The organism is Lysobacterales bacterium, from assembly GCA_014946745.1.
Classification (GTDB): Bacteria; Pseudomonadota; Gammaproteobacteria; order Xanthomonadales; family Xanthomonadaceae; genus Aquimonas.
The window spans coordinates 2,362,261-2,387,316 of the sequence record JADCRD010000001.1 but is presented as its reverse complement, the minus strand read 5'-3'; the positions used below and the strand labels follow the sequence as shown (position 1 = coordinate 2,387,316).

Genomic DNA, 25,056 nt, shown 5'->3' with positions numbered 1-25,056 from the left:
CCCTGACCAGCGTCGCTGCCGCCCAGCAGGCGCCCGACAAGCCGGCCGCCAGCAGCAGCATGTTCGAGTCGACCCGTCCTCCCGCAAGCGACGAAGAGCATGCCGCTGTGCTGGCCGCGCTCGACACCGAGATCTCCAGCGCACCGGCCGTGTTCGTGCGCGGCTACCTGGTCGATCGCCGCGGCATGACGCTTTACACCTTCGATCGCGATCGCCCGGGCGTGAGCACCTGCTACCGCGCCTGCGAAAAGCTGTGGCCGCCGCTGCTGGCCGATCTCGATGCTGTCGATGATGGCGAATTCAGCATTCTGGAACGCATGGACGGCTCCCGGCAGTGGGCTTTCCGCGGAAAGCCGCTGTACTACTGGCCCTCCGACAAGCGCGCAGGCGATGTCACCGGCGACAACGTCAGCGGCGTCTGGCACATCGTGCCGGAGCCCGTTACTGCCGCTGCGCCTGCACCGGCGCCCGCACCTGAGCCCAGCGACGAGTACCGGTATCCGTAAAGCGGAGCGGAGCACGCCCCCGCGGGGATCCGGAGCCGCAGGTCCGCCGCACAGGGGCCTGCGCGACTGCAGCGGAGCGGCGATTTCGATTCGCCTGGGGTGAAGCGTCTGCACGCGCGATCCGCGAGCGGAACTGCCGCGATGCGCGGCCGCGCAGATGCCTTCTGCCTGGCTGCGGCGCGCTGATGTCTGTGTGCCGCGAACGCCGGTACCCGCCGCCTCCGCGTCGGTGTCTGCACGCGATCTCGACAACTTCGTTCGATTCCGCTGCATCCAACCGTGCGCTCGCCCGCGTAAGTCGCAGAGAGCCGGGCGCCCCCGGCCCTCGTTCTGACACGCACAGGAGCCCGCATGCCCCCTCTCTCACTCGCCCGCACAGCCATGGGTTTGGCCCTTGCCGCCGGGCTGTTCCTCACCGCGCCTGTCAGTGCGCAAAGCCAATCCGGTGATGCCCGAGGTTTTGGCGGCAAGCTGCTGCTCACCGGCGGCGTCACCCAGGTCGAAGGCGCGGGCGGCGGCGGCCTGTCGCCCTGGGCCCTGATCGGCGGCTACGGCACCCGCGACCAGATCGGCGCCAATGCCTACTACACGCGCGTCGGTCTCGATGACTACACGCTCGACAGCTACGGTGCCCTGGTCGGCCTGTACGACCGCGTCGAGTTCAGCGTCTCGCGCCAGCGCTTCGACACCGAGAACGTCGGCGCGGCGCTGGGCTTGGGCCGCGGCTTCACCTTCACCCAGGACACCATCGGCGTAAAGGTCAAGCTCGCCGGTGACGCCGTCTACGAGCAGGACCGCTGGCTGCCGCAGCTGGCGCTGGGCGCGCAGTACAAACGCAACGATCAGCCCGATGTGCTGGCCTTCGTCGGTGCGCAGCGGCGCGACGATGTCGATCTGTATCTCGCCGCCACCAAGCTCTACCTCGACAGCAGCCTGCTGGTGAACGGCACGCTGCGCTACACCCGCGCCAACCAGTTCGGCATCCTCGGATTCGGCGGCGACACGCGCGACCGCCGCAGCCTGGAGCTCGAAGGCAGCGTGGCCCGCTTGCTCAGCCCGAACCTGGCGCTGGGCGCGGAGTTCCGCAGCAAGCCCGACAACCTCGGCATCGCCCGCGAAGACCACGCCTGGGACGTGTTCCTGGCCTGGGCGCCCAACAAGCACGCCGCGCTGACCTTCGCCTATGTCGACCTCGGCAACATCGTGATCGAGGACGACCAGCGCGGCTGGTATCTCAGCCTGCAGCTCGGCTTCTGATCGCCGCGCACGCGACCCAACAACCGACTTCCGGAGACACCCCATGACCCCTTCCCTGCGTGGCGCCCTGCTGGCCGCCGCCCTCGTCCTTGCCGGCCCGGTCGCCGCCGAGCCCATGAACCCCGCGCCCGCCCACCCGGAACTGCGCCCCGTGCTCGCCGAGTTCGGCGGTGTCGAGGGCTTGAGTGCGCTGATGGACGACTTCATGCAGCGCCTGCTGGCCGATGAGCGCACCCGCGAGTTCTTCGAGTTCTCCGACCAGGCGCGCGTCAAGCGCCAGCTGGTCGAACAGTTCTGCGTGATCCTCGGCGGCGACTGCGTCTACAGCGGGCGCAGCATGGCCGAATCGCACCAGGGCCTGGACATCCGCCGCGACGAGTTCAACGCGCTCGTCGAGATCCTGCAGGACGCGATGCAGGCGAAAGGCGTGCCGTTCTCGGCCCAGAACAAGCTGCTCGCCAAGCTGGCGCCGATGCAGCGCGAGGTGGTGACGCGCTGAGCCTGCGGCGCGTCCATTTCCGCCGTCTCGATTACCGGCAAAAGGGCAGGCAGCTTGAGAAAGGGACGCGCTTGCGGCGAGGTGTCTCCCCCTCTCCCCCGACCCCTCCCCCACGCGGGGGGAGGGGAGACCAGCGAGTCGGTTGGGACAAGCCGAAGGCGCGTCCCACCATCGGGGCATCGACACTCGCACCAGTGGCACTCACAACCCCGGAGCTCACAACCCCGGAACTCGCAACCCCCGACGCTCGCAACCCCCGACGCTCGCAACCCCCGACGCTCGCAACCCCAGCGCTCGCGCCACCCGCGACCTTGGCACGCGCTGCGCTTGGCGTAACCGTCGCCTGCCCTCCGCGTGTTCAGAACCCGCCGACTCTGGCGCCCCGGCCCGTGCCCGCTACAATCGGCGGCCCTTGCACCCCAGCCGGATTCCTCCATGCGTCTGTCGCAGTTCCCCATCACCACCACCAAGGAAACCCCGGCCGACGCCGAGATCGTCAGCCATCAGCTGATGCTGCGCGCCGGCATGGTGCGCAAGCTGGGCGTCGGCCTCTACACCTGGACCCCGATCGGCCTGCGCGTGCTGCGCAAGGTCGAAGGCGTGGTGCGCGAAGAGATGAACCGCGCTGGCGCGGTCGAGGTGCTGATGCCCTCGATCCAGCCGCGCGAGCTGTGGGAAGAGACCGGTCGCTGGCAGAAATTCGGCGGCCAGCTGCTGAAGATCAAGGACCGCAAGGAGGCCGAGTACTGCTACGGCCCGACCCACGAAGAAGTCATCACCGACTACGCGCGCAGCGAGCTGTCGAGCTACAAGCAGCTGCCGCGCAACTACTACCAGATCCAGACCAAGTTCCGCGACGAGATCCGCCCGCGCTTCGGCGTGATGCGCGCCCGCGAGTTCCTGATGAAGGACGCCTACTCCTTCCATCTGACGCCCGAGTGCCTGGAGCGCGAGTACTGGAACATGTTCGCCGCCTACGAGCGCATCTTCACCCGCCTGGGCCTGAAGTTCCGCGCGGTGATGGCCGACTCCGGTGCGATCGGCGGCAACGCCTCGCAGGAGTTCCACGTGCTGGCCGAGTCCGGCGAAGACCTGCTCGCCTACTCCGAGAACAGCGACTACGCCGCCAACGTCGAGAAGGCCGAGTCGCAGGCACCGGCCGGCCCACGTCCCGCGGCCGCCGAGGCCTTCGAGAAGGTCAGCACGCCGACCCAGAAGACCTGCGAAGACGTCGCTGCCCTGCTGGGCCTGCCGCTGAGTCGCACCGTCAAATCCGTCGCCGTGATCGGCGAGCAGGGCTTCGTGCTGGTGCTGGTGCGCGGCGACCACAGCGTCAACGAGATCAAGCTCAGCAAGGTGCCGGGCCTCACCGACTACCGCCTGGCCACCGAGGCCGAGATCAAGGCCACCCTGGGTGCCGAGCCCGGCTTCCTCGGCCCGATCGGCGCGCCCAAGCCCTTCCAGCTGGTGGTCGACCGCGAAGTCGCAGTGATGGCCGACTTCGTCTGCGGCGCCAACGAAAACGGCTACCACTTCCGTGGCGTCAACTTCGGCCGCGACCTGCCGGAACCCGAGACCATCGCCGACGTGCGCACCGTGCTCGAAGGCGACATTGCCCCCGACGGCAGCGGCCCGCTCAAGCTGGCCCGCGGCATCGAAGTGGGCCACGTGTTCCAGCTGGGCCAGAAGTACGCCGAAGCCATGCACGCCACCGTGCTAGATGAGAACGGCAAGTCCCGCGTGATGTACATGGGCTGCTACGGCATCGGCGTCAGCCGCATCGTCGCCGCCGCCATCGAACAGAACTTCGACGCCAACGGCATCGTCTGGCCCGAGCCGATGGCCCCCTTCCAGGTCGCCGTCTGCATCATCAACCCCAAAAACGACCCCAAGGTCGCCGAGGCCGCGGAAGCGCTCTATCTCAAGCTGCTCGCCGAAGACATCGAAGCCGTCCTCGACGACCGCGGCCTGCGCCCCGGCGTGATGTTCTCCGACATTGAACTGATCGGCATCCCGCACCGCGTAGTCGTCTCCGAGCGCGGCCTGGCCGCCGGCACCTACGAGTACCGCGCACGGCGGGCGAGCGAGAGCGAGAACCTGGATGAGGCGGGGTTGATGGAGCGGTTGGGCGTGGGGGAGTGAGGCTGGGTGATTGCCCACGCAGCACCCGTTGACGGGTGCTGTGAAGCCAGTGCTGCCATCGAAGCGCAGGCCAACCTCCAGAGCGCAAGAGCGACTTGAGATTCAGATGAGTGCATGTGAGCAGCGTTGACGTCGAGCCCTGGGGTGGCGTCCATGCACCGCACGGGTCGCCTCTTCAGCTAGAGCGCGACCCAGGCCCACCCGACCGTAGCCGTCGATGGAGTCAATATGAATCGCATCTGTTCACTGTGTGCGTTGTTGGTTGGCTTCGCCCTCGCGCCTGAGGCACAAGCCGAATGGATCGACAGGAAAGGCGGGGTGTTGCCCGAATCCGCTTTCCGCAAATCCGAAGGCGATTTCAGCGCTTGGCTCGTGCAAGTCCCCGATGATCGCGAGCTCTACGAGGCCTGGTCGTTGCCGGCCGAGGTCGTGGAGATCAGGGAAGCTGACCGCGTACTAGTGAACTCACCCATCAGCTTCTTCGTGGTTTTCGGCGGCTGTGCCGTTGACCCTTCGGGCAACTGCCAGGTGGATGTGCGCTTCCGCGTGCTCGCGCCAGACGGGACTGTCTACACTCAGACGCCGCCCATGGAGGTCTGGGTTGCGAAGCCAGCGCCTGTCTCCGGGCTGCTTGAACTCAGCGTCGGATACTTGAAGATTGCTGTGGAGTCGCACGAGCAGGTGGGGCGTTACCGGGTGCAGGCGAAAGTGCGTGACCATGTTGCGGGCAAGGAGCTGGGTCTCGAGAAATCCTTTGACGCGCTTCCCTTGGGCGCCGTTCCGTGACGTTTTGGAGTTCGGGGAGCCAGAGTGAGAGCCAAGCGAACCTGCCTGATTCTCCGGTACCTCAGCGCTGGCACCTCACAGGCCGGATCCGATCGAGCTGCGAAGCGTCTTTCGCAGGTCAATGCGCGAGGGTGCGGTTGATTATGCTGCGCCGCCTGTTCGCTGCCGTGCGGCACCCGCGCAGTTTTTTCTCGGGAGGGATGATGCTGTACCGATGTTCTTCTGCCGTCGTTCTGGCGCTCGTGCTTGCTGGTTGTTCGACGATCCCCAAGGGAAATCCCCCGTTCGCCGGCCTCGCGGCGCCTGAGCAAGCATCCGCTCTTGTCTACTTCTACCGAGCCAAGAACTTCACGGGTGGCGGGGTCAAGATGCACGTCAGCCTCAATGACAGCCAGCTGGCGACTCTTCCCAATTGTTCTTTCACCTATGCGTATCTGCCGCCCGGCGGCTACCGACTTTCTGCAGAGGCTTCACCGTCGTTCTCGCAGACGCCCGATCCCATCGAGTTCTCGGCTGTGCCGGGTGAGTCCCAGTTCTATCTGCTGGACATCGATGGTTCGGTCAGCGTGATTGTGGTTGGGCAGACGCCTGTGGGCGTCTCATCCAACAGCATGGCTTGGCGAAGGACCGGTGAGTCTGATGCGGTTGGTCTGATGTCGGGCTGCTATCAGGTCGAGACGCTGGGCGCTTTTCGGCCTCAGCCCCGGTGAGTAATGACGCGCCCATAGAAGCAGGAAAAAGCGAGCCTGCCTCCGGCCGAATGATGGCGGGCCGCGCGGGTCGGGTGTTTGCGGAAGTCGGCCTGATCGTCGTGGGTGTGCTGCTGGCCTTGGCCTTGGACAGCTGGCGAGAACGGGAAGCGCAGGCGGCAACGCTGCAGAGTCTCTTGTCGCAAGTCGCCGACGAGGTCCGCACCCACCGCGCGGCCTGTGCCGAGGCCATTGCCTTCCATCGAAAGGCGGAGACCCAATACGCGGCGGCCTCGGACCTGCTGCGCCTGGAAGGCCGCTTCGAGCAGCCTGAAGTTGCCGCCGAGGGGGCTCGCGAACTGCGGCTCTCGGATGCGGCGTTCCAAGCGCTTCTCAACTCAAGCGTGGTCGATCAGCTGCCGCCCGAGGTTCTGATCAAGCTCTCTGCGGCGTATCAGGAGCAGGAGCGTTACACCGCTCGCAATCAGGTCTACTTCGCCACGGTACTCGCGACCGATCTGATGGACGGACTCCGCTTCTTCCGGCTCAACCAGTACTGGGCAGCGGAAATGGCGGAAGGCGAAGCACGGCTGCTGCAGCGCTATGACGCGCTGCTTAGCGAACTGCCCAGCGAGCTCACCGCGTCCGCTCCCGGGGGCTGAGAGTCGCAAGACGTCGCAGCGTGCCGTTCACCTGCGATCGCACGCTCATTCAGAGCGTGGCGAGCGGCACCCGTACACGCCACGGTCGGCGACCCCCGAAGCCGCAGCCTGTCAGATGCGACAGGTGGACGGGGTGGTGTGTTCACAGCACGCTTGCGTCACGACGCACCGCCGCGTGCTCCAACGCAGGACGTTCCGTCCGCCACACACGCCCGTTCGACCCTGGGCCTGGTCGCACCGGCCAGTGGCCGGAACTGCCGCCGCGACCGCGCCAGCCTGATGGCAGCCCGCTCCGCACACCTCCCAGCGACGTCTCATCCCGACACAGGAAGCGCACACATGGCACGCGAACGCACGCCCGCCGACCCGACCTTCATCGACATGGCCTTCAACGGCATCTGGCGGATCCGCACCCGCGACGGTGAGTTTCTCGATGTCACCGCTGCCACCGAAGCCGCCCCGCCGACCCTCACCACCCAGCCGATCAGCCGGCTGCGGCATGCGTTCCGTTTCCGCAGCTTCGAGCAGATCGATGCGCGCCACTGGGGCGTGTGGGCAGAAGCCGTGGCGCTCGACGAGCGGCCGCGCCCGGTGGAGAACATGCAGGCGCCGGGAGGGCACATCTTTCCCTTCGTGCTGGCCTATGACGGCTGCAACCGCTTCGTGCTTGAGGCGCTGCCCGAAGAGCACCCGCTTCGCGCGGAAGCAGGGCAGGCGATGCGACAGAGCCTGATTGCGCTCGATGCGTTCGCCCAGTCCGAGGCAGAAGGGCTGCCGGTCGAGATGGATGGCTTCACCTTCCTCAACACTGTCAGCGGGCTCAACTTTCCAAGCTTCAGCGGTGACGAGAAACGCGCCTTCACCTACATCGCCGGCCAGCTTGGCTTTGATCCGCACAGCAGCCTGTTGACGCTGGCGGCTCTGGCCAACCTGCGAAAGCCCGACGACATCCCGGCCGCGGCCTGGGATGCCGTGCTGACCCAGCTGCGAGTGGAGATCGACTATCGCGAGCTGGTGCGCAACTACTTCGCACGCGTTGAGAGCTTCGTGCAGAACGTATTCATCTCGAACGCCGGGCTGGTCGACACCGTGGGTGGCCTGATCGGGCTCGATGCGGGGAACACCGTGCAGCTGCTGCTGAACTCGGCCATGCAGGCTATTGCCGGGGCCGTCGGCGGCTTGGGCTTTCCGGGCGCTGGCGTTGTCTCGGGCGCATTGAAGGTGCTGTTCGAGCAGCTGGCCAAGGACAAGGGGCCAAGCGCAGGCGACTTCACGGTCGCGCTGGGCCAGGCTCGCACCAAGGTGGCGGAGCTGTTCGACGCGATGACAACCGCCGTACAGAACTGGCGCGCTGATGTGTTCAGCGACTGGGGCAAGCTGAAGAGCATGGGCGCGAACCTGAAGAGCGGACAGGTCGCCTGGCCCGACAACGACGAGGCCATGCGCAAGGAGGCCAAGAAGCGCCTCGAAATCTCACTGTTCAAGGATCTGTTGAAGGTGCGCTGGAACCACATGCGCGCCTCCAATGACCCGACCTTCCACACCACCCAGGACTGGATCCAGGGCTACATGGCGAGGAACCGCAACTATTGGGTGGTGGCAGTGCCCCACACCCAGAAGGATCTCTTTGGCAAGGAAACCAAGGGCTACCAGGTCACCATGCACTGGCTGGGCCGCGGCAGCACCATCTTCGACCACAAGCAGCCGGACGACCGGATGTCGAACCGCATCTTCGACGACCTCGGCGTGCCACGCGCCACGGTGTTCACCGAGTGGGGCCTGCAGCCGCAGACCTTCATCGTCAACAACGCCCGGTTCTGAGCGGCTTCCCCCGCAGCACCGGGCAATCACCCGCGAGCTTGACCCGCAGCTGGTTGTCGGGCTGGAGTGGAAAGGACAAGCGCGCCGGACTGCGCGCGTCTACCGCGCGCAATCAGAACACGCAGATGACAGGCCCGGCCGAGCAGGGTCGGGCGTCACGGCCATGGGCTGTGGCTGCAGCGCGTGATCCGAGGGAAGCCCGGGCTCAGGTCTAGCAAAGTTGCACGAACTCCCCGCCCGGCCTGCAGGGCGCCTCGAACCGCCGCTCAAGGCGCAGTCACCCCGCGTAATGCAGGGCGACTACGGTTTCTGCCGGTTGTGGTGGAGCAGGCAGCCGCGACTCAGCAGGGCTCGGTAGCGCTGTCGGTGCGGGCGGGCTGCGTTTCGCGGGTGTCCGTCACCTTGACGTCTCGCAGGCTCCAGCGGTCGCCGGTCATCCGATAGCTGACCAACGAGTCCACTTCGCGCTGCGGTTCTCCCTTCGCATCGGCGTAGTACAGCGAGGTCACGCGGAACTCGAGCACCTCGCCCTTGCGGACCGAGCTGCGGATGCTGGTGTGATTGGCCTGGAGTTCAGCGCTCGGCGTGCTTGCCAGGGCCGACAGGCGGGCGATCTGCGAGTGGGCCTTCAGATCGTTGGCAATGCGTGTTTCGTCGGGCAGGTCGTTGGGCGGGGCCTCGGCCACCGTGGTCTCGACCACCGTTTCCTGCGCAGCGTGCGCAGGGTTGAGCGATGCGTGTAGAGCGAAGGGGGCGATCAGCAAAAGGGCGACGAGCCTGGGCAACAGCATGGGTAGCTCCTTGAAGAAAGTTCCCCGTGGACCCGCTTGACTTGGCGAGGGCGAGGGCGAGATCGGGTCGACCGCGCAAGAACACGACTGACGCGGAGAGTGGAAGTTCCGCGGCCAGGCTGATGTCAGGCGGGGGCAGGCGCGCAACTGCGGTCGGGCTGGCATCCAGATTTGCGCCTGCGTCCGAAGCAAACGCTGGGATACGCCTCGATCGCTGCGTACAGCGTGCGAGTTCCAGCCTTGGGCGGTGGCGATCCGCTTTGCCGCTTTGCAACGGCGACTCGCAGAGTCGGCGCAACCGCCTCGCGCGAGCCTGTCGTCTTCTTCAGTTTGTCCTTGCTGGATAGCACATGATCAAGAGAACGCTGCTGAGCTGTCTCTCGATGCTTGTCGTGATCGCCGTGTGCCTGATGCCGCTGACCCGCGCGGGAACGCGCGCGGCTTGAGTCGGGCGCGTTTCTGGCGCGGAGAAATCCGAAAAAGCTAATTTGAATCAATGGCCTATGGGTCCGTCTTCCCGTCTTGGTCCCCTCCTGTTCCTCGAACTGCGGCGCCGTTGCGCGCCTTAGTGCTGGGGCGGTTTGCGTCCCAGGGTGCGCCTCGCGGCCCGCCCCGCAGCCGCCTCAACCCAGCACGAGGTTTGCCATGAAGCTCCCACGCTTTCCTGAACCCTTTTCCCCTGCGCATCGACATGCTCCTGCTTCGGCAGCGCCACGCCCGCGGTCGCCAAGCCTGCCCCTGCATCGCGTGATCTTTGCTGCGTCCCTCATTGCCTGCGGCGGCTCGGTGGCCGCCCAGGCCGATCTGGCGCAGCTCCCGGGCGCGCCGATGTCCGCTCAGACCACGACCGCGAAGTCGGACCTGGCGGCCAAGGAGCTGTGGGTGCCGGCGCCGTTCAGCGGCGCTGTCTACGTCGGTCGAGAGAAGGATCAACTGCACCTGTGGGTGGTCGACCTTGAGCGCTCGACGATCCTGCGCGAGCACGCCATCCGCTTCGATCCGAGCCTCGATCAGGTGGTCGCCCTGGAGTTCGGCCCGGACGTCACCGGTGTCTTCCTTGCCGACGATCTGGTCCAGCCGGGTGACCGGCAGCGCTTCGCGCTGCGAGGCGAACTGCTGGACGGGCGGGTCGCTATGCCGCTGCCGGCCGCCGCGTTTGCGCCGCTGTGGTCGCTGGATGTGCCGGGCGAGCTGGTGCCGGTCACGCCCGATCAAGCGGACCGCGTCGCCCTGCTGGCGGCACAGGCCGAGCTGTATCGGCGCGTGGCCGATGTCGGCCAGCTGCATCTGGAGCTGGTCGAGCGCTTTCGATCCGACATGCAGGCCGAGCTGCAGACCCTGCACGATCTGCACGTCGAGCAGGCGGCTCTGGGTCGCAGCAGGATCGACGCGGCAGCGAGCGCCGCGCAGCGCCTGCACGATCGCTTCCTCGTCCAGGCTGGCACCGATGAAGGCCTGATCCTCGCGGCCGCGCAGAGCTTCGAGGGCTTTGGCGCGGGCGTGGCCGCGCGCTTCGAGCGCGAGGTGCAGGCCTGCCTGCAGGCCGTCCACGCGCAGGGCGAAAAGCAGCTGACCGAGCTGCAGCAGGTGGTGGCGCAGGCACCTGAAGACGAGTCCGGCAGCGACCGGATCGAAGCCAGCATCGCCGCCGCCGAGGCCGAACTGCAGCGCATGCCCGATCTGTATGCGCAGTGCGCGAGCCTTGCCGGAATCGAAACCTATGCGCCGGAAATGCCTGTCGACGAGAACGGCGCGGGCTACGCCGCCATCGATGCCGATGCGCAGGCCATGGAAGCCGACAGCGAGGTCGCGCTGAACACCTGGGCTGCGGCCTTGGAGGCACAGATCCAGGCCCAGGCCGATCGCGTGGAGAACACCGCCGTGGCCGCCGAGGCGCTGGCGTATCGCGACTACTTCAGCGAGTGGCTGAGCCCGACCTGGTCCGACGAGCGCTTCGACGCGGCGCTCGATCGCGCCCAGGCCAGCAAGTCGGCGCCGTGGGTGGCCTATGCGCCGGCCAAGGGCGAGGAGCAGCTGTGCAAGAACGAGACCTGGAACTTCGAGTTCAACCTCGCAGGCATCAGCGTGGTGTTCGCGACGCCGTGGAACGACCACGTGGTGACCGGTAACGGACACAACCTGATCTTCACCTTCCGCGGCGACGACTGCATCGAATCGCACGCCGGCTACGACGCGGTCTTCGCGGGGCCGGGGCGTGACCGCATCTACGGCGGTGACGACCACGATTTCCTGTTCGGCGGGCGCGACGACGACCAGATCCACGGCAGCGCCGGCAACACCTACACCGTCACCGCTGGCCCGGTGGTGCTCGACTTTGACGTCGGCAACCTGATCGTCGGTCAGGCCGGGAGCGATGCTCTGTTTGGCGGTGAGGTGGCGGCGGATCGCGGCGAGGATGGCAGCGTCGACAGCCATGGCTACGCGGATCTGATTCTGGCCGACTCCCTCCTGTTCGGCGGCGCCGCGGGCAACGATTCGGTGCAGGGCGAAATGGGCGTCGACTTCATTTTCGGCGAGGCCGGCGACGACTCGCTCGCCAACCTGGTGCCTGGGGTGATCGGCATCAACGGCCTGCCGGTGCCCTTCGGCAGCTTCTTCTTCGGCAACGACGGCAACGACTTCATCGCCGGCAGCAACACCAGCATCGCCGGGGTGTTTCCGCTGATGGGGGATTTCATCTTCGGCGATGCCGGCAACGACACCGCGCAGGCCAATGCGGGCCAGGACTTCGTGTTCGGCAACACCGGCAACGATCAGCTCGACGGCGGCCGCGATACCGACTTCGTGTTCGGCAACGTCGGCAGCGACACCGTCACCGGCAATGACGGCAGCGACCTGCTGTTCGGCAACGAAGGGGACGACACCGTGTTCGGTTCGCCCGGCCTGGTTGACCTGATCTTCGGCGGCGAGGGCAATGACCGCCTGTTCGGCAACGATGGCGTCGACATCCTGTTCGGTGCCAACGGCAGCGACACCCTCCAGGGCAACGACAGCTTCGACCTGATCTTCGGCGGTCCGGCCGCGGACGCCCTCAACGGCAATGCAGGCGCCGATCTGGCCTTCGGTGGCGCCGGCGAGGATCTGATCAATGGCGACGACGGTATCGACCTGCTGTTCGGCAATCAGGATTCCGACACCGTCAACGGTGGCGATGGCTTCGACGTGATCTTCGGCAACGACAACTCGCAGAAGACGGAAACCCTGTCGGGCAACGGCGGTGCCGATCTGGTCTTCGGCAACGAGGGCGACGACCGCATCTTCGGCAGCGACGGCATCGACCTGCTGTTCGGCAACCGCGGCATCGACAGCATCAACGGCAATGCCGGTGTCGACCTGATCTTCGGCAACGAAAGTGCTGACGTGCTGCGCGGTGACGACGGCCCGGACCTGATCTTCGGCAATGCCGACAGCGACAACATCGCCGGCGGCAACGGCATCGACGTGCTGTTCGGCAACGAGGGCTGCGACATCATCGCGGGCGATGCGGACGCCGACATCGTGTTCGGCAACGACGGCAAGGACCGCATCTGGGGAGGCGATGGCCTCGACCTGCTGTTCGGCAATGCCGGGACGGACGACGTGCGCGGCGAGAACGGGCCGGACCTGCTGTTCGGCGGCGAGGACAACGACTCCCTGCAGGGCGGCGATAGCCTCGATGTGCTGACCGGTGCCGACGGCGACGATTTCCTGCTGGGCGGCAATGGCATCGACGTTCTGCTGGGCGGCGCCGGTGCGGACTTCGGCCGCGGCGATGCCGGCAACGACGCGATCTTCGGCGCAGACGGCAACGACACCCTCGACGGCGCGGGCGACGGCGATCTGGTGATGGGGCAGAACGGCGACGACGCCATCAACTCCGGCGGCGGCACCGACACCACCTTCGGCAACGACGGCGCGGATCGACTGCGCGCGGTGGAAGGCACCAACTTCGCCTTCGGCAACAGCGGCAACGACACGTTGGACGGCTATTCGACCAGCACGCCCGATCCGCGCGACTACCTGTTCGGCAACAGCAACAACGACGTGCTGACCGGCAATTCCAGCAACCAGCGCGATATCCGCACCGGCGGCGGTGGCAGCGACACCAAGCACTGGAACCAGACCCACGTCGCCGCCAGCCTGTTCAACGGCAGCTGGAACGGCAATTCGATCTGCAACTGATGCCTGATTGATCCAGCCGACGCTGGATCACGAAGGAACGCAGCCGCCCATGCGCCAGTTGGCACATGGGCGGCTGTGCGCTTGAGGCTCGGGAATGTCCTGCGGCGTTGAGGCAGGCGTTTGGGCTGAAGTTGGCGCAGGCCGCAACGCTGAAACATCCAGCGTTGTCGCGCGCCATGGAGGGCGCGCCTGCGGAGCGAGCACGTCAATGCTTGATCCGTGTTGCCTCAATCTCCTCCGCGCAAAAACAGCAGTTGCCTCCCGGATTCGCGGCGCGAGCTCCGGCGGCAGGCCGGATTGCGGGTGCGGGCGTCTGCATCGATCGCCCGACCGCATGGCGCTTGCCAACGCAGGCAGGCATCGAACCCTCGGACATGCCGTGCCTGGAACGCGGAGGGCGGCCCACCTTGGGCACAGGCGCGCACCTATACTGCGGTCTCTCCGCCGCCGAGACCATGGCCTTGAAAGTTCTGTCGAACAAGATCTGCACACTTTGCGTGGCTGTAGTCCTGCTGACCAGTTGCGCGGGCGGCCCATCGGTTCAGCCGGGCAGTGCGGAATCCGGCGCGCCTGAGGTGCGCCCCGCTGTACCTGCGGCGGTGACCCAGCGCATCGAAGCGATCGAACGCGGCCTGCTGCCGCCTGTCGTGGTCGAGGGCGAGGCGCCGAACTGGAGCATCGACGAGCGCATGCGTGAGCATCGTGTGCCGGCGCTCAGCATCGCCGTGTTCGACAACTACGAACTGCAGTGGGCGAAGGCCTACGGCATGGCGGAGGCCGAAACGGACAGCCGTGCCACGCCGGAAACGCTGTTCCTCGCGGGCTCGATCAGCAAGTCCGTCAACGCGCTCGGTGTGATGCGGGCCGCGGCCGACGGCACGCTCGCGCTGGATCAGCCGGTGAACGAGCTGCTGCACAGCTGGAAATTGCCCGAGAACGCGCTGACTCGCGCTACCCCCGTGACCTTGCGCAAGCTGCTCAGCCACACGGCGGGTACGAGCGTCCACGGCTTTCCGGGCTACGCCGAAGGCGCTGCGCTGCCGACGGTGCAGCAGATTCTCGACGGTGAGGCGCCTGCCAACACCGCGGCCGTGCGCGTCGATCTCGCCCCCGGTGCGCGTTTCCGCTACTCCGGCGGTGGCACCACGATCACCCAGCTCGCGCTCATCGATCGCACCGGCAAGACCTACCCCGATGCGCTCGCTGAGCTCGTGTTCGAGCCCTTCGGGATGCGCCACAGCAGCTTCGAGCAGACGCTGTCGCCCGAGCGTCTGCGCCACGCGGCGGTGGGCTATGGCAGCGACGGTCAGCCGATCGCGGGCAAGCGTCATCGCTATCCCGAAATGGCCGCAGCCGGCCTGTGGACCACGCCCTCGGACCTCGCGCTGTTCTTCATCGAAATCGCGCGCGCACGCGCTGGCCAGTCCTCGCCGGCCCTGCAGGAAATCGCCATCCAGATGACCTCCAAGGTGATCGGCACCAGTGACGCCGAGGACGGCGATGGCGTCGGCCTGGGCGTGTTCCTGTTCCAGCGGCACGGCGCAGAGTTTTTTGGCCATGCCGGCGCCGATGAGGGCTTCCAGGCCAACGCCGTGGTCAGCCTTGATGGCGGCCGCGGCATCGTCCTCATGGCGAACTCGAACAACGGTTTCCGGATCTTTCCGGAGATCGAGCGTGCGGTGTTCGCCGCGTACGGCTGGCCGGGCGCCGAGCCGGTGCGTGCGCGGGTCGCACTTGACCCCGCCCGCCTCGATGGCTTGAGCGGCCAGTACCGGTTCGGCGCGATCGACACGGACGTGGCCATGCAGGACGGAAAGATCCTCGCCCGGCTGCCGTTCGAGCCGGCCGTCGAGCTGGTGCCCATCGCAGCCGACCGACTGATTCACAGCGGGAACGGCAGCGAGCTGCGCATCGTCGCGCCCGGCGCGTTCGAGCTGACTCGACGCGGCGCACCGACGCGCACGGTGTCGCGCGCTTCCGAGGCCGAGCGCCACCCGCTGTTCGCGCTTGAGGACGGGCGCTTCGACGAGGCCGCCGCCGCGTGGCGCAAACGCATCCAGGCGGCCCCCGAGGCAGCCGCTGAGGAGGAGCGCGAGGCGAACCGCCTCGGCTACCGCTTGATCGCGGGTGATCCGGTCAAGGCCGTCGAGGTCATGCGCCTGATCGCCACCGTGTTCCCCGAATCGACGAACGCTCACGACAGCCTCGGCGAGGCCTATGTGCGGCAGGGCAACACCGAAGGCGCGATCGCGAGCTACGAGCGCGCCTTGGCCGTGGTCGATGCGGACAGGCAGATTCCTGATGCCGAGAAGCACCAGTGGCGTGATCATGCGAGTGCTCAACTGGCCAAGCTTCGGGCGCGACGTTGAGCGCCCGGGTGCGCGGTCTGTTGTGCAGGCGAGGCCGCGGCCGGTGGTCAGCGAGGGTTCGCGTGGAGGCTGCAGAGTTCAGGAGCGAGCGCCGCGGCCGGTCTTCCGAGGCTTCAAGGCGCTGCCCCCAGTCTTCGTGATCACCGTTTCCATCAAGCCGAGGCTGTGCCATTGAAGACCTGTGCATTCCTGCTGCTGTTGGGCGCCCTGTTCGGTACGCCCGCCTTGGCCGCTGACCCCCGCATCGAGAACCTCGCCTTCGAGAGCCACGGCGTCACTCTTGCGGGGTCGATCGTCCTGCCGGCGGATCAGCCCGTCCGCGCCGCGGTGGTGTTCATTCACGGCTCGGGCAGGCAGTCGAGAAATCTCGCCGTGGCCGCGCGCTTCGCGCAGGACGGCATCGCGGCGCTGGTCTACGACAAGCGCGGCGCGGGTGAGTCGGGCGGTGAGTACGAGGGCGAGCAGAGCGTCTGCCAGCAGAACATCGAGCGGCTCGCCGACGACGCGGTCGCCGCGTTCGCGGCGCTCGCCGCGCATCCCGATCTGGCCGGCGTGCCCATCGGCTTCGCCGGCATCAGCCAGGCCGGGTGGATCGCGCCCATCGCCGCGCAGAAGACCCCGGACGCGCGCTTTCTGCTGCTGTGGAGCAGCCCGGTCTGCAAGGTCAGCGAGGAGGACATCTTCAGCAAGTACACCGCGGACGGCGACAGCTTGACCGTGCCTTCGTACGCAGAGGCGCTGCGCGCGCGCACCGAGCCCTACGTCTGGCCGGACTTTCTGGGCCGCGACACCGACTCGGGCGAGACGCTGAAGACGCTGACGATTCCCGGCCTGTGGCTGTTCAGCGACAACGACGGCAGCGTTCCGGTCGATCTGTCGATCGAGCGCCTGCAGGCCCTGCGCCAGCAGGGACATCGATTCGACTACGTGCTGTTCTCGGGGCTTGGCCACAACAACATGGACCGCAGCTTCGCGACGGCGGTGGACTGGGTGACGCACACGGTGGGATCTCACGCGAAGTAGGGCAGCACGCGCCTGGCGATCTGCCTGCCCAGGCCAAGAGGCCTGACCGCACCCCCGCCTTGGTCGACCGCGTTGGCAAAGTGGCTGTGAGCGCTGGATCAGGTCTTGCAGGCGCGCAGGGAATGGGCGACTGCAGCGCACGGGTCGCCACGCAGACAGCCGCGGCGGGCGTGCGCCGTTCTCAACCAGCAGGTGTGCCGATGCAACAGGTGTTGATCCGCAACAGGGTCAAGGTGCTCGGTTCAACCGGGCCGGTGCTGCTGTATGCCCACGGCTTCGGCTGCCATCAGGGGATGTGGTCGGGCATCACTCCAGCCTTCGCCGACACCCACCGTCAGGTGCTGATGGACTACACGGGCAGCGGCGAGCCGCCGCATCCGGTGCCGTTCGACCCGGTTCGCTACAGCCGCCTGCAGGGCTACGCGCAGGACGTGCTCGAGGTCTGCGACGCGCTGGGCCTGCAAGAAGGCGTCACCTTCGTCGGCCACTCGGTGAGCTGCAGCATCGGCCTGCTGGCCCATCTGGAGCGACCGCGTCTGTTCGAACGCATGGTGATGGTCGGCCCCTCGCCCTGTTTCCTCAACGATCCGCCCGGCTACCTGGGCGGCTTCGAGCGTGCCGACCTCGAAGGCCTGCTGTCGCTGATGGACCAGAACTACATGGGCTGGGCCAGCTATCTCGCGCCCGTGGTCGCCGGGGCCTCGGGCGCCGGCGACGCCTCGGGCCGACTGGAACAGAGCTTCTGCTCCACCGATCCCGACATCGCGCGCGTGTTCGCGCGCGCCACCTTTTTTGCCGACAACCGGGCCGAGCTGCCGCGGGTGCGCTGCCCGAGCCTGATCCTGCAGCACGCGCGGGACACCCTGGCACCGCTCGCGGTCGGCGAGTACCTGCATCGCCACTTGATGGACAGCCGTCTCGAAGTGCTGGACGTCGCAGGGCATTGCGGCCACATGAGCAACCCGGCGCTGGTGGTCGACGCGATGCAGCGCTATCTGGCGACCGCTCGCCAGTGACTGCACCTGCCGCGCTCGGGCCGGATACCCTGCCTTGCGCCGCGCTGGGCACCGATGGAGAGGGTCGGGTGCTTGAGTTGAACGCGGCCTTCGAGCGCGCGCTGGGTCGGCCTGAGGGCGGCTGGCACGGCCGCCGGATCGACGAGCTGCTGGCGCCGGCGGGCCGCATCTTTCTGCATACCCACGTCTGGCCCACCCTGCTGCGCGCGGGGCGCATCGACGAGATCCACCTGCCCTGGCTGGATTCGAAGGGCCAGGCCGCGCCCATGCTGCTGAACGCGGCGATCACGGCGGCGTCGGAGCGGCCGGAGGATCAGCGCGTGGCCTGGGCGCTGTTTCCCATGCGCGAGCGGCAGCGCTTCGAGGCCGAGCTGCTGCTGGCGCGTCAGCGCCTGCAGAACCTCGTGCAGAGCACCGACGCCGGCACCTGGGAATGGAACGTGCAAACCGGCGAGCTGCGCGTCAACAGCCGCTGGGCCGAGATCCTCGGCTGGACCGTGGCCGAGCTGGGCGCGCTGAGCCACCAGTTCCGCGTCGATATCGCCCACCCCGATGAGCGGGCGCACACCCTGCATCTGCTGCACGAACACCTTGCCGGGCGCAGCGAGTCCTACATCACCGAGCTGCGTCTGAAGCGGCGCGACGGCGGCTGGATCTGGGTGCAGGAGCGTGGCCGGGTCGTCACGCACACGGCCGACGGCAGGCCCGAATGGATGTTCGGCATCCACATCGACATCGGCCGGATCAAGCAGCAGGAGGCTGAGCTGCGCCGCGCGCAGAGCCTGCTGGAGCGCTCCAACGAGCTGGCCGGCGTCGGCGGTTGGGAGCTCGATCTGCGGACGCAAGCGCTGTTCTGGTCGGAGCAGACCTGCCGCATCCACGGAGTGCCCCCCGGCTATACGCCCGACCTGCAGGAGGCGCTGGATTTCTATCCGCCTGAATCGCGGCCGCGGGTGGAGGCCGCAGTGCAGGCGGGCATGGCCAGCGGCACCGGCTGGGACCTTGAGCTGCCCTTCGTGCGTCGGGATGGCACGCGGCTGATGGTGCACGCGCTGGGCCACGTCGAGCATGAAAACGGCCTGCCGGTGCGTGTGGTGGGCGCGTTCCAGGACATCACGGCGCGGGTCGCCCAGCAGGCGCGCGAGCAGGCTCTGAAGGACGCGCTGGCGCGCGAGCACCAGCTTCTGCAGGTGACCCTGCAGTCCATCGGCGATGCGGTCATCACCACCGACCCCGAGGGCCGCGTGACCTGGCTGAACCCGGTTGCCGAACGGCTCACCGGCTGGCTTCAGGCGCAGGCGCTGGGGCGTCCTGTCGAAGAGATCTTCCGCATCGTCCACGAGCACACCCGCGCACCGGCGCCCGACCCCGTGCGCGGCTGTCTTGCCACCGGCCGCATCTCCACGCTCATCGAAAACACGCTGCTGCTGGCGCGCGATGGACGCGAGATCGGCATCGAGGACTCCGCCTCGCCGATCCGCGGCGCCGACGGTCAACTGCACGGGGCGGTGCTGGTGTTCCACGACGTCACCGAGCAGCGCCGCCTGGCGGGCGAGGTGCGCCATCGGGCCTCGCACGACGCGCTCACGGGCCTGATCAACCGCAGCGAGTTCGAGCTTCGGCTCCGCGCCAGACTGGAGCGCGCGCGGCTGGGTGATGCGCGCCACGTGCTGCTGTTGATCGACCTTGACCAGTTCAAGCTCGTCAACGACGCCTGCGGCCACGCCGCCGGGGACGAGCTGCTGCGCCAGGTCGCGCGTCTGCTGCAGCAGACCGTGCGCGGCAGCGACACGCTAGCGCGCTTGGGGGGCGACGAATTCGCGGTGATCCTTGAGCACTGCACCAGCGAGCAGGCGCTGCGCGTGGCGAACCTGATCTGCGAGCGCGTGGACGCCTATCGCTACATGGACGGCGCACGCCGCTTCCGCGTTGGCACCAGCATCGGCCTGGTGCCGGTGGATGATGGCTGGCGGGACACCGCGGAGTTGATGAAAGCCGCGGACGCTGCCTGCTACGCCGCCAAGGAGGCCGGCCGCAACCGTGTCCACGAGTGGCACGACAACGACGAAGCGGTGCGCGCGAATCAGGGCCAGATGCAGTGGGCGACGCGGCTGGAGCAGGCCATCGACGAGGGCCGCTTCGTGCTCTACGCCCAGCGCATCGTTCCCGTCGCGGAGCCCGACGCCGCATCGAAGGCCGCCGGCTGGCATGCCGAAGTGCTGGTGCGCTTGCGCGAGACCGATGGCAGCCTGGTGATGCCAGGTGTCTTTCTGCCCGCCGCAGAGCGCTTCCGACTCGCCGCGCGTGTCGATACCTGGGTGCTGCGAAGCACGCTGCGCATGATGGCGTCGACGCCGGAGGCCTGCGCTCCGGCCGTGCTGAGCCTCAACCTGTCGGGCCAGTCGGTCAGCGACGCCGCCTTTCGACGCCTCGCGCTGGATGCGCTTCAGCAGGCCGGCGCGGCGGTGTGCAGCCGGCTGTGCCTGGAAATCACCGAGACCGCGGCGATCGGCAACATGGCCGAGGCGACGGCGTTCATCGGCCAGCTCCACGCCTTGGGTGTGCGCGTCGCGCTCGACGATTTCGGCGCGGGCAGCGCGTCCTTCGGCTACCTGAAGCAGCTGCCGGTGGACCTGCTGAAGATCGACGGGCAGTTCGTGCAGAGCCTGCTGGATGACCCGCTGGATGAAGCCGCCGTGCGCGCCTTCGTCGATGTCGCGCGGGTGCTCAAGCTGCAGACCGTGGCGGAGTTCGTCGACCGGCCCGCCCTGCTGCCGCGCTTGCGCGAGCTGGGGGTGGACTGGGCCCAAGGCTATCTGCTGCATCGGCCCGAGCCTCTGAGGCCTCTGCTCGGTCTGGCTGTGCAGGGCTGAGAGGGCCACTGCATGGCTGCAAGGTCTGCGAGGAGGACATCTTCGGCCAGTCAATCGCGGACGGCGACAGCGTGACCGCGCCTTCCTACGCTGAGGCGCTGAGCGCGCGCACCGTGCCCTACGTCTCGCCGGACTTCCTGGGGCGTGACGCCGACTCGGGCGAGACGCCAGCAGGGCCATCGATTCGACTACGTGCTGTTCTCGGGGCTCGGCCACAACAACATGGGCCGCAGCTTCGCCACGGCGGTGGACTGGGTGACGCACACGGTGGGATCGCACGCGAACTAGGGCAGGGCGGGATTCGGCCTCGCCCTCCAGCTGCCGACTGTGCTGAACGGACTCAACAGGTCATCGCTCAAGCCCGCGTGATCAGCGAAGCCTCCCCATGCACCGGGATCGCGGTGATGCTCAGTTCCGAGAGGAAGGGCTCGGCCGTGACCTGGGCGATCGCCGGCGAGGCCATGAAGGCATCCATCGAGGCTTTGTCTTGCCAGAGGTGGACGCTGGCGACGATGGCGCATTGGACGATCGCGTCGAGTTCGGACTGTGCAGTTCCGTGACTCCGCTACGGCACGTGCGCAGCAGCGAGCTCGCGCGACCCTTGAGCGATGCGCAGACCTTCGCCCTGCGTCCGAGCGTGGAGTCCAGAGGATGCCTCGACTCGCCGCGGCTGAGCATGCAGTGAAGTTGCTTGCCGACGTGCATCGAGTCGGGCCTCCGCTCGCCAGCGGAGGGGGCGGTGAGCGCGGCGATCGCGCGCGGCGGGCGAATCCGCGAAAAGGCCCGAAATCGAAGGGCATGCGGCTTCATGGCACCAGTCGGATCACCACCAGATGATTGAATGGAGGATGCCCTGCGCCGTCGCGCAGCGGCAGCTCTACGAGAGACTTCAGGGCCGGCAAGTACTGCATTCGCCCGTAGACGTGCGCTCGCGGCTCGAATCCAAGCGTGCTGGGCTTGGCGGAGCCGGTGATCGGGATCTCCTCCCAGGTCCACGGGGCGGCGGGATTCTCCGGCACGCTGATGAGGAACAGCTTGTCGTTGCGGGCATCGGCACCCCAGTAGGTCTTGACCTTGTAGGCAAATTTCTGCAGCGGTGGGATGTACGCGACTGAGGCTCGGCAAGTGGCGCCGAAGCCCACCGATCCGGCGACGTTGGGCGGGCCGATGCCGTTGGCCCAGGTCACCAGATTCCTCGCGCCGGTGTCTGCCGCCGAGTCCGCAGGCCACCAGTACCAGCGGCTCGGATAGATCAGGTAGTTGGTGCCGTTGATCTCGTCCGGATTGTTGTCGCTGTTGCGGATAGAGATGAGGATGTCGCGAGCAGGGTGATAGTCCGTCAGCCTGGTGTCTTCGTAGGCGGGCATCGAGCCGACAGACCCGGGATTGGCGACGATCTCCCTGGTCCGCAAGTCGATATGGCCGCGGCCGAACCGGATCCTCCAGCGCCTTGTGTCCAGCGACCAGTCGGCTGCAGCAAGCAGCGAAGGCGGCAGACTCGTACCCGGCAGCCACCGCTCCCACCTGTTCGAGCTGAAGTCGTAGGCGTGTTGCCAAACGGTGTTGCGACTGACCACGGGGCCCACGGCCTTCGAGCCCGGTCGCAGGAGCTTGCCCAAGGTATTGCCGGCCACCCACGGCGGAATGAACATCATGTTCCCGTAGGTGTGGGCCGATCCCGGCACATTGGGCAGCACTTCTCGCGGGTTCACGATCACGTCGTCTGGCAGCTCGCGGCCGTTCGGGATGCCGTAGTTTTCCCAGTTCGTGCTGTTGGGGCCGTACTGGATGAAGTAGTCGAAGCTGGTGACATTGGCCACGCCGAGTGCCGGCGGGTACGAGGCAACGAATCTGCCGACGGCCACGAGATCCGCAGTATCGGCTCGGCGCCTGAACGTTCCTGTGCGCCAACCGAGCAAGGCCCCGTAGATGCCGGTCTGATTGCTTGCGGAGTGGCCACCTCCGTGCCACATCAGTTCACCAAAGCGCGTGGAAACGGTGTCAGCGATTCCACCCGAGAAGTCGCCGACAAACTCGGGGGAGCCGCCTCCTGGCCTGAAGTCGTGAACGTCATGGATGAAGTTCGTCATTGGCACCAGAGCCGCTTCACCCACAGTGCGAGGCACGTAGATCGGCACCCACTCGCGGCTGACCACCGCGGCGCCCGGCCAGAGTGTCCAGCTGCCATTGGGCTGTACCGCGTTGAAAAACGAGTCGGAACCGTAGAAGCGATCGGCGGCGAGGTCAGCTCCCGCGATCGGAAGGCGCTTGCTCACCTCGTGCATAAACGCCACGCTCCAGATGAAGGCGTGGGTGTGACTGCCGAACGGGCTGAGCTGGCCCGCGGCCCGGATCTCGAAACCGACCGTCCACGATGGCGTGCTGTAGACCTCGCTCGCTTCGTGAATGAAGTTGCCGGCGGGAAGCGGCAGTGTGAGCTCAGTCGATGGCGCCGGCGGCCTCGCAGCCACGAGATCCCAAGCTGCGCGCCAGCTCGGGAACATCACCCAGTTGCCGTCGTAGGGGTCCGCGCTGCCCACCACCTGCTCGAAGCCCGTGCACAGGCGCCACTCGGGCCGCGGGTTGCTGGGCGTAGCGCCGAGCATGCCCACCTGGTAGCGCGTGCAGAACTGGGTGAGCCATTCGAGCTCGGCCTGGCGGTTGGTCGGCACACGCGCCAGAAAGCCCCACAGGATCGCGTTGTGCGCGTAGCCCTGCTGCATCTGCGAGACCGTGGCCTCGGGCACCGGAACGTTGTTCTCCTGGTAGAAGACTCCGAACACGTTGTTCCGCAGGCTCTGCGGCCTGCCGACGTAGGGCCCAGTGTTCACGAAGGTGCCGGTGGGCGCATAGATGTCGTGCCACAGCCGGATGGACACGTCGTTGCGCGCGATGATGTCGTTGCGCAGGTCGGCCTCGGGGCCAGTGACGGTCGAATCGTTGATTCGATCGGGAGTGATGATCGCAGCCTTGAAATGGAAGTCCCAGGCGTTCGCGTTGCCGCGCAGCTGCAGCCAGAACGGAATCGGCGTGTGCGGACCGCCATAGCGGTAGGCGGCGTCTCCCGGCTGCCACAGCGGCACGAATCCGCTGAAGTGCTGCACGGTCTGCAGGTGATGCCACTCGCCCGTGAGCAGGTACGCGAGGTAGCCGCCCTTGGGGCCGTGGGTGTACGACCACACGGGCGTGAGGTGGCCGCCACTCGGCGAAGGTGTGGCAGGGCTGCCGCCCCAGGCATCGGACACACCGCCCCCACTGGCGCGCAAGTTGGGGTAGCGCGAGGGCTCCAGCGGGTTGCCCGTCACCTCATCCACGTAGTGCAGGCAGAAGCGGCCCATGGCCTCGGCGTTGCCAAGAACTGCCCAGTAAGCCCGGGCGTCGCCGGTGATGACGTAGGTCATGTCCCAGGCGGGCAGCGGGCCCACGTTGTCTGTCGCGCCACCCGCGCCCAGCGCTGGGTCGATGTTGGCGAGGTCGAATGGCGTTGGCCGCTCGGCGAGGGCGCGTGTCCAGGCTGCGTACTTGGTGCCGTCGTCCGGCCGCATCGTCCAGACTGAATCGTCCACGCTGTCGAGCGCAGCGCGCGGTGCCAGCGCTGTGTCCTGCAGGTGGCGCACGCTCTGGGCCATCACGCCGCCCGCGCCCACCCAGTGCAGTTGCGTCCAGCGCGTGTGGTGCAGGTGCACCAGGTTGGCGGCGCTGTAGCGGCTGGTGCCGCCGATGCCGACGTCAACGTTGTAGGTGCGTGAGCCCGGTGCGGCCACTTGCGTCCAAGAGTTCTGCACCACCACGCGTACGCTTGAGGTGCCGTTGCTGTAAGCCCGCACGTAATACCAGACAGAGGTGTGGGCATCGGCTGTGGGGACGAAGTAGTGAAACTCCGACATCACCGGGCCTGGAATCTCGCGTACTTTGCGGGGCTGTGTTCGGCTCCAAGGGCCCAGACCCGCAGCCCGCGCCGAGGCAAGATTGGCGACAAGCACGCTGTGCAGAAGGCCGCCGATGCTGTTTCGGACATTGGTGAAGGTCACCGAGGCGTCGATGGCGGGCTCGGCCACAGCAGAACCCGTCGTCCGGATGCCGCCGCGCTGCAATGGGATGTCGGCGCTGACCGTCACTCCGCTGACGACGGCGAACTTCAGTGAGCCATCGGGCCATCTGTTGCGCACCTCGACCTGCAGCGGCTCGCCCATGCCGCCCAACCGCTCCCCTGCGGGGATCTCGCCAAACGCAAAGCAGAAACCGGCCGTCCAGGGCAGCGCCCCGGTCCACGAGGACATGGGCTTCAATACGGCGCCAGCGGACTGAACGGCCGCCGCTCCCGGGGGGGCGGAACGCGCTTCAAAGCCATCGGCGAACATGCGATCGCTTCCCGTGCCCATCGGCCCGGCGTGCGCCCGACCCGCAAGCGGAGTCAGTCCAAGCCCCCCGAGCACCGAG

The 25,056-nt window shown here is 67.2% G+C and carries 16 protein-coding genes; 14 read left to right on the top strand and 2 right to left on the bottom strand.

Going from position 1 to position 25,056, the window contains the following annotated elements; all coding sequences use genetic code 11:
- Positions 1–59: 59 nt before the first annotated feature.
- From H4O13_09335 to H4O13_09300, 8 genes are all read left to right on the top strand, one after another.
- Positions 60–506, top strand: a complete 447-nt coding sequence (locus tag H4O13_09335) for a hypothetical protein (GenBank protein MBE5315591.1) — start codon at positions 60–62, stop codon at positions 504–506.
- A gap of 351 nt (positions 507–857) precedes the next feature.
- Positions 858–1,763 (top strand): DUF3034 family protein, encoded by a 906-nt coding sequence (locus H4O13_09330; protein ID MBE5315590.1) that lies wholly within the window; start codon positions 858–860, stop codon positions 1,761–1,763.
- 43 nt (positions 1,764–1,806) lie between these two features.
- Positions 1,807–2,262: a group 1 truncated hemoglobin gene (locus H4O13_09325; GenBank protein ID MBE5315589.1), complete on the top strand. Its 456-nt coding sequence runs from the start codon at positions 1,807–1,809 to the stop codon at positions 2,260–2,262.
- 435 nt (positions 2,263–2,697) lie between these two features.
- Positions 2,698–4,404 (top strand): proline--tRNA ligase, encoded by a 1,707-nt coding sequence (locus H4O13_09320; protein ID MBE5315588.1) that lies wholly within the window; start codon positions 2,698–2,700, stop codon positions 4,402–4,404.
- A 228-nt stretch (positions 4,405–4,632) separates the two neighbouring features.
- On the top strand, positions 4,633–5,190 hold the full coding sequence (locus H4O13_09315) for a hypothetical protein (GenBank protein ID MBE5315587.1): 558 nt from the start codon (positions 4,633–4,635) through the stop codon (positions 5,188–5,190).
- A 137-nt stretch (positions 5,191–5,327) separates the two neighbouring features.
- Positions 5,328–5,900: a DUF2846 domain-containing protein gene (locus H4O13_09310; protein MBE5315586.1), complete on the top strand. Its 573-nt coding sequence runs from the start codon at positions 5,328–5,330 to the stop codon at positions 5,898–5,900.
- A gap of 50 nt (positions 5,901–5,950) precedes the next feature.
- Positions 5,951–6,541: a hypothetical protein gene (locus H4O13_09305; protein MBE5315585.1), complete on the top strand. Its 591-nt coding sequence runs from the start codon at positions 5,951–5,953 to the stop codon at positions 6,539–6,541.
- Between the two features lie 339 nt (positions 6,542–6,880).
- Positions 6,881–8,362 (top strand): hypothetical protein, encoded by a 1,482-nt coding sequence (locus tag H4O13_09300; protein ID MBE5315584.1) that lies wholly within the window; start codon positions 6,881–6,883, stop codon positions 8,360–8,362.
- 341 nt (positions 8,363–8,703) lie between these two features.
- Here H4O13_09300 and H4O13_09295 read toward each other — a convergent pair whose 3' ends face one another.
- Positions 8,704–9,153 (bottom strand): hypothetical protein, encoded by a 450-nt coding sequence (locus tag H4O13_09295; GenBank protein MBE5315583.1) that lies wholly within the window; start codon positions 9,151–9,153, stop codon positions 8,704–8,706.
- Positions 9,154–9,981: 828 nt separating this feature from the next.
- Between H4O13_09295 and H4O13_09290 the strand changes: the two genes are divergently transcribed.
- The 6 genes from H4O13_09290 to H4O13_09265 all read left to right on the top strand — a co-directional run bounded on the left by H4O13_09290 (position 9,982) and on the right by H4O13_09265 (position 20,904).
- Positions 9,982–13,335 (top strand): hypothetical protein, encoded by a 3,354-nt coding sequence (locus H4O13_09290; GenBank protein ID MBE5315582.1) that lies wholly within the window; start codon positions 9,982–9,984, stop codon positions 13,333–13,335.
- 455 nt (positions 13,336–13,790) lie between these two features.
- On the top strand, positions 13,791–15,704 hold the full coding sequence (locus H4O13_09285) for a serine hydrolase (protein MBE5315581.1): 1,914 nt from the start codon (positions 13,791–13,793) through the stop codon (positions 15,702–15,704).
- Between the two features lie 171 nt (positions 15,705–15,875).
- Entirely contained in the window at positions 15,876–16,727 is an 852-nt protein-coding gene (locus tag H4O13_09280; GenBank protein ID MBE5315580.1) for an alpha/beta hydrolase, read from the top strand.
- Between the two features lie 200 nt (positions 16,728–16,927).
- Complete coding sequence (locus tag H4O13_09275; GenBank protein MBE5315579.1) at positions 16,928–17,743, top strand: alpha/beta hydrolase; 816 nt, start codon at positions 16,928–16,930, stop codon at positions 17,741–17,743.
- A 266-nt stretch (positions 17,744–18,009) separates the two neighbouring features.
- Positions 18,010–20,616 carry an EAL domain-containing protein gene (locus H4O13_09270; GenBank protein ID MBE5315578.1) on the top strand — a complete coding sequence of 869 codons (2,607 nt, stop codon included), beginning with the start codon at positions 18,010–18,012 and terminating at the stop codon, positions 20,614–20,616.
- Positions 20,617–20,760: 144 nt separating this feature from the next.
- A complete protein-coding gene (locus H4O13_09265; protein MBE5315577.1) occupies positions 20,761–20,904 on the top strand; it encodes a hypothetical protein in 144 nt (47 codons plus the stop codon).
- 518 nt (positions 20,905–21,422) lie between these two features.
- Here H4O13_09265 and H4O13_09260 read toward each other — a convergent pair.
- Positions 21,423–24,896 (bottom strand): hypothetical protein, encoded by a 3,474-nt coding sequence (locus H4O13_09260; protein ID MBE5315576.1) that lies wholly within the window; start codon positions 24,894–24,896, stop codon positions 21,423–21,425.
- Positions 24,897–25,056 lie beyond the last annotated feature (160 nt).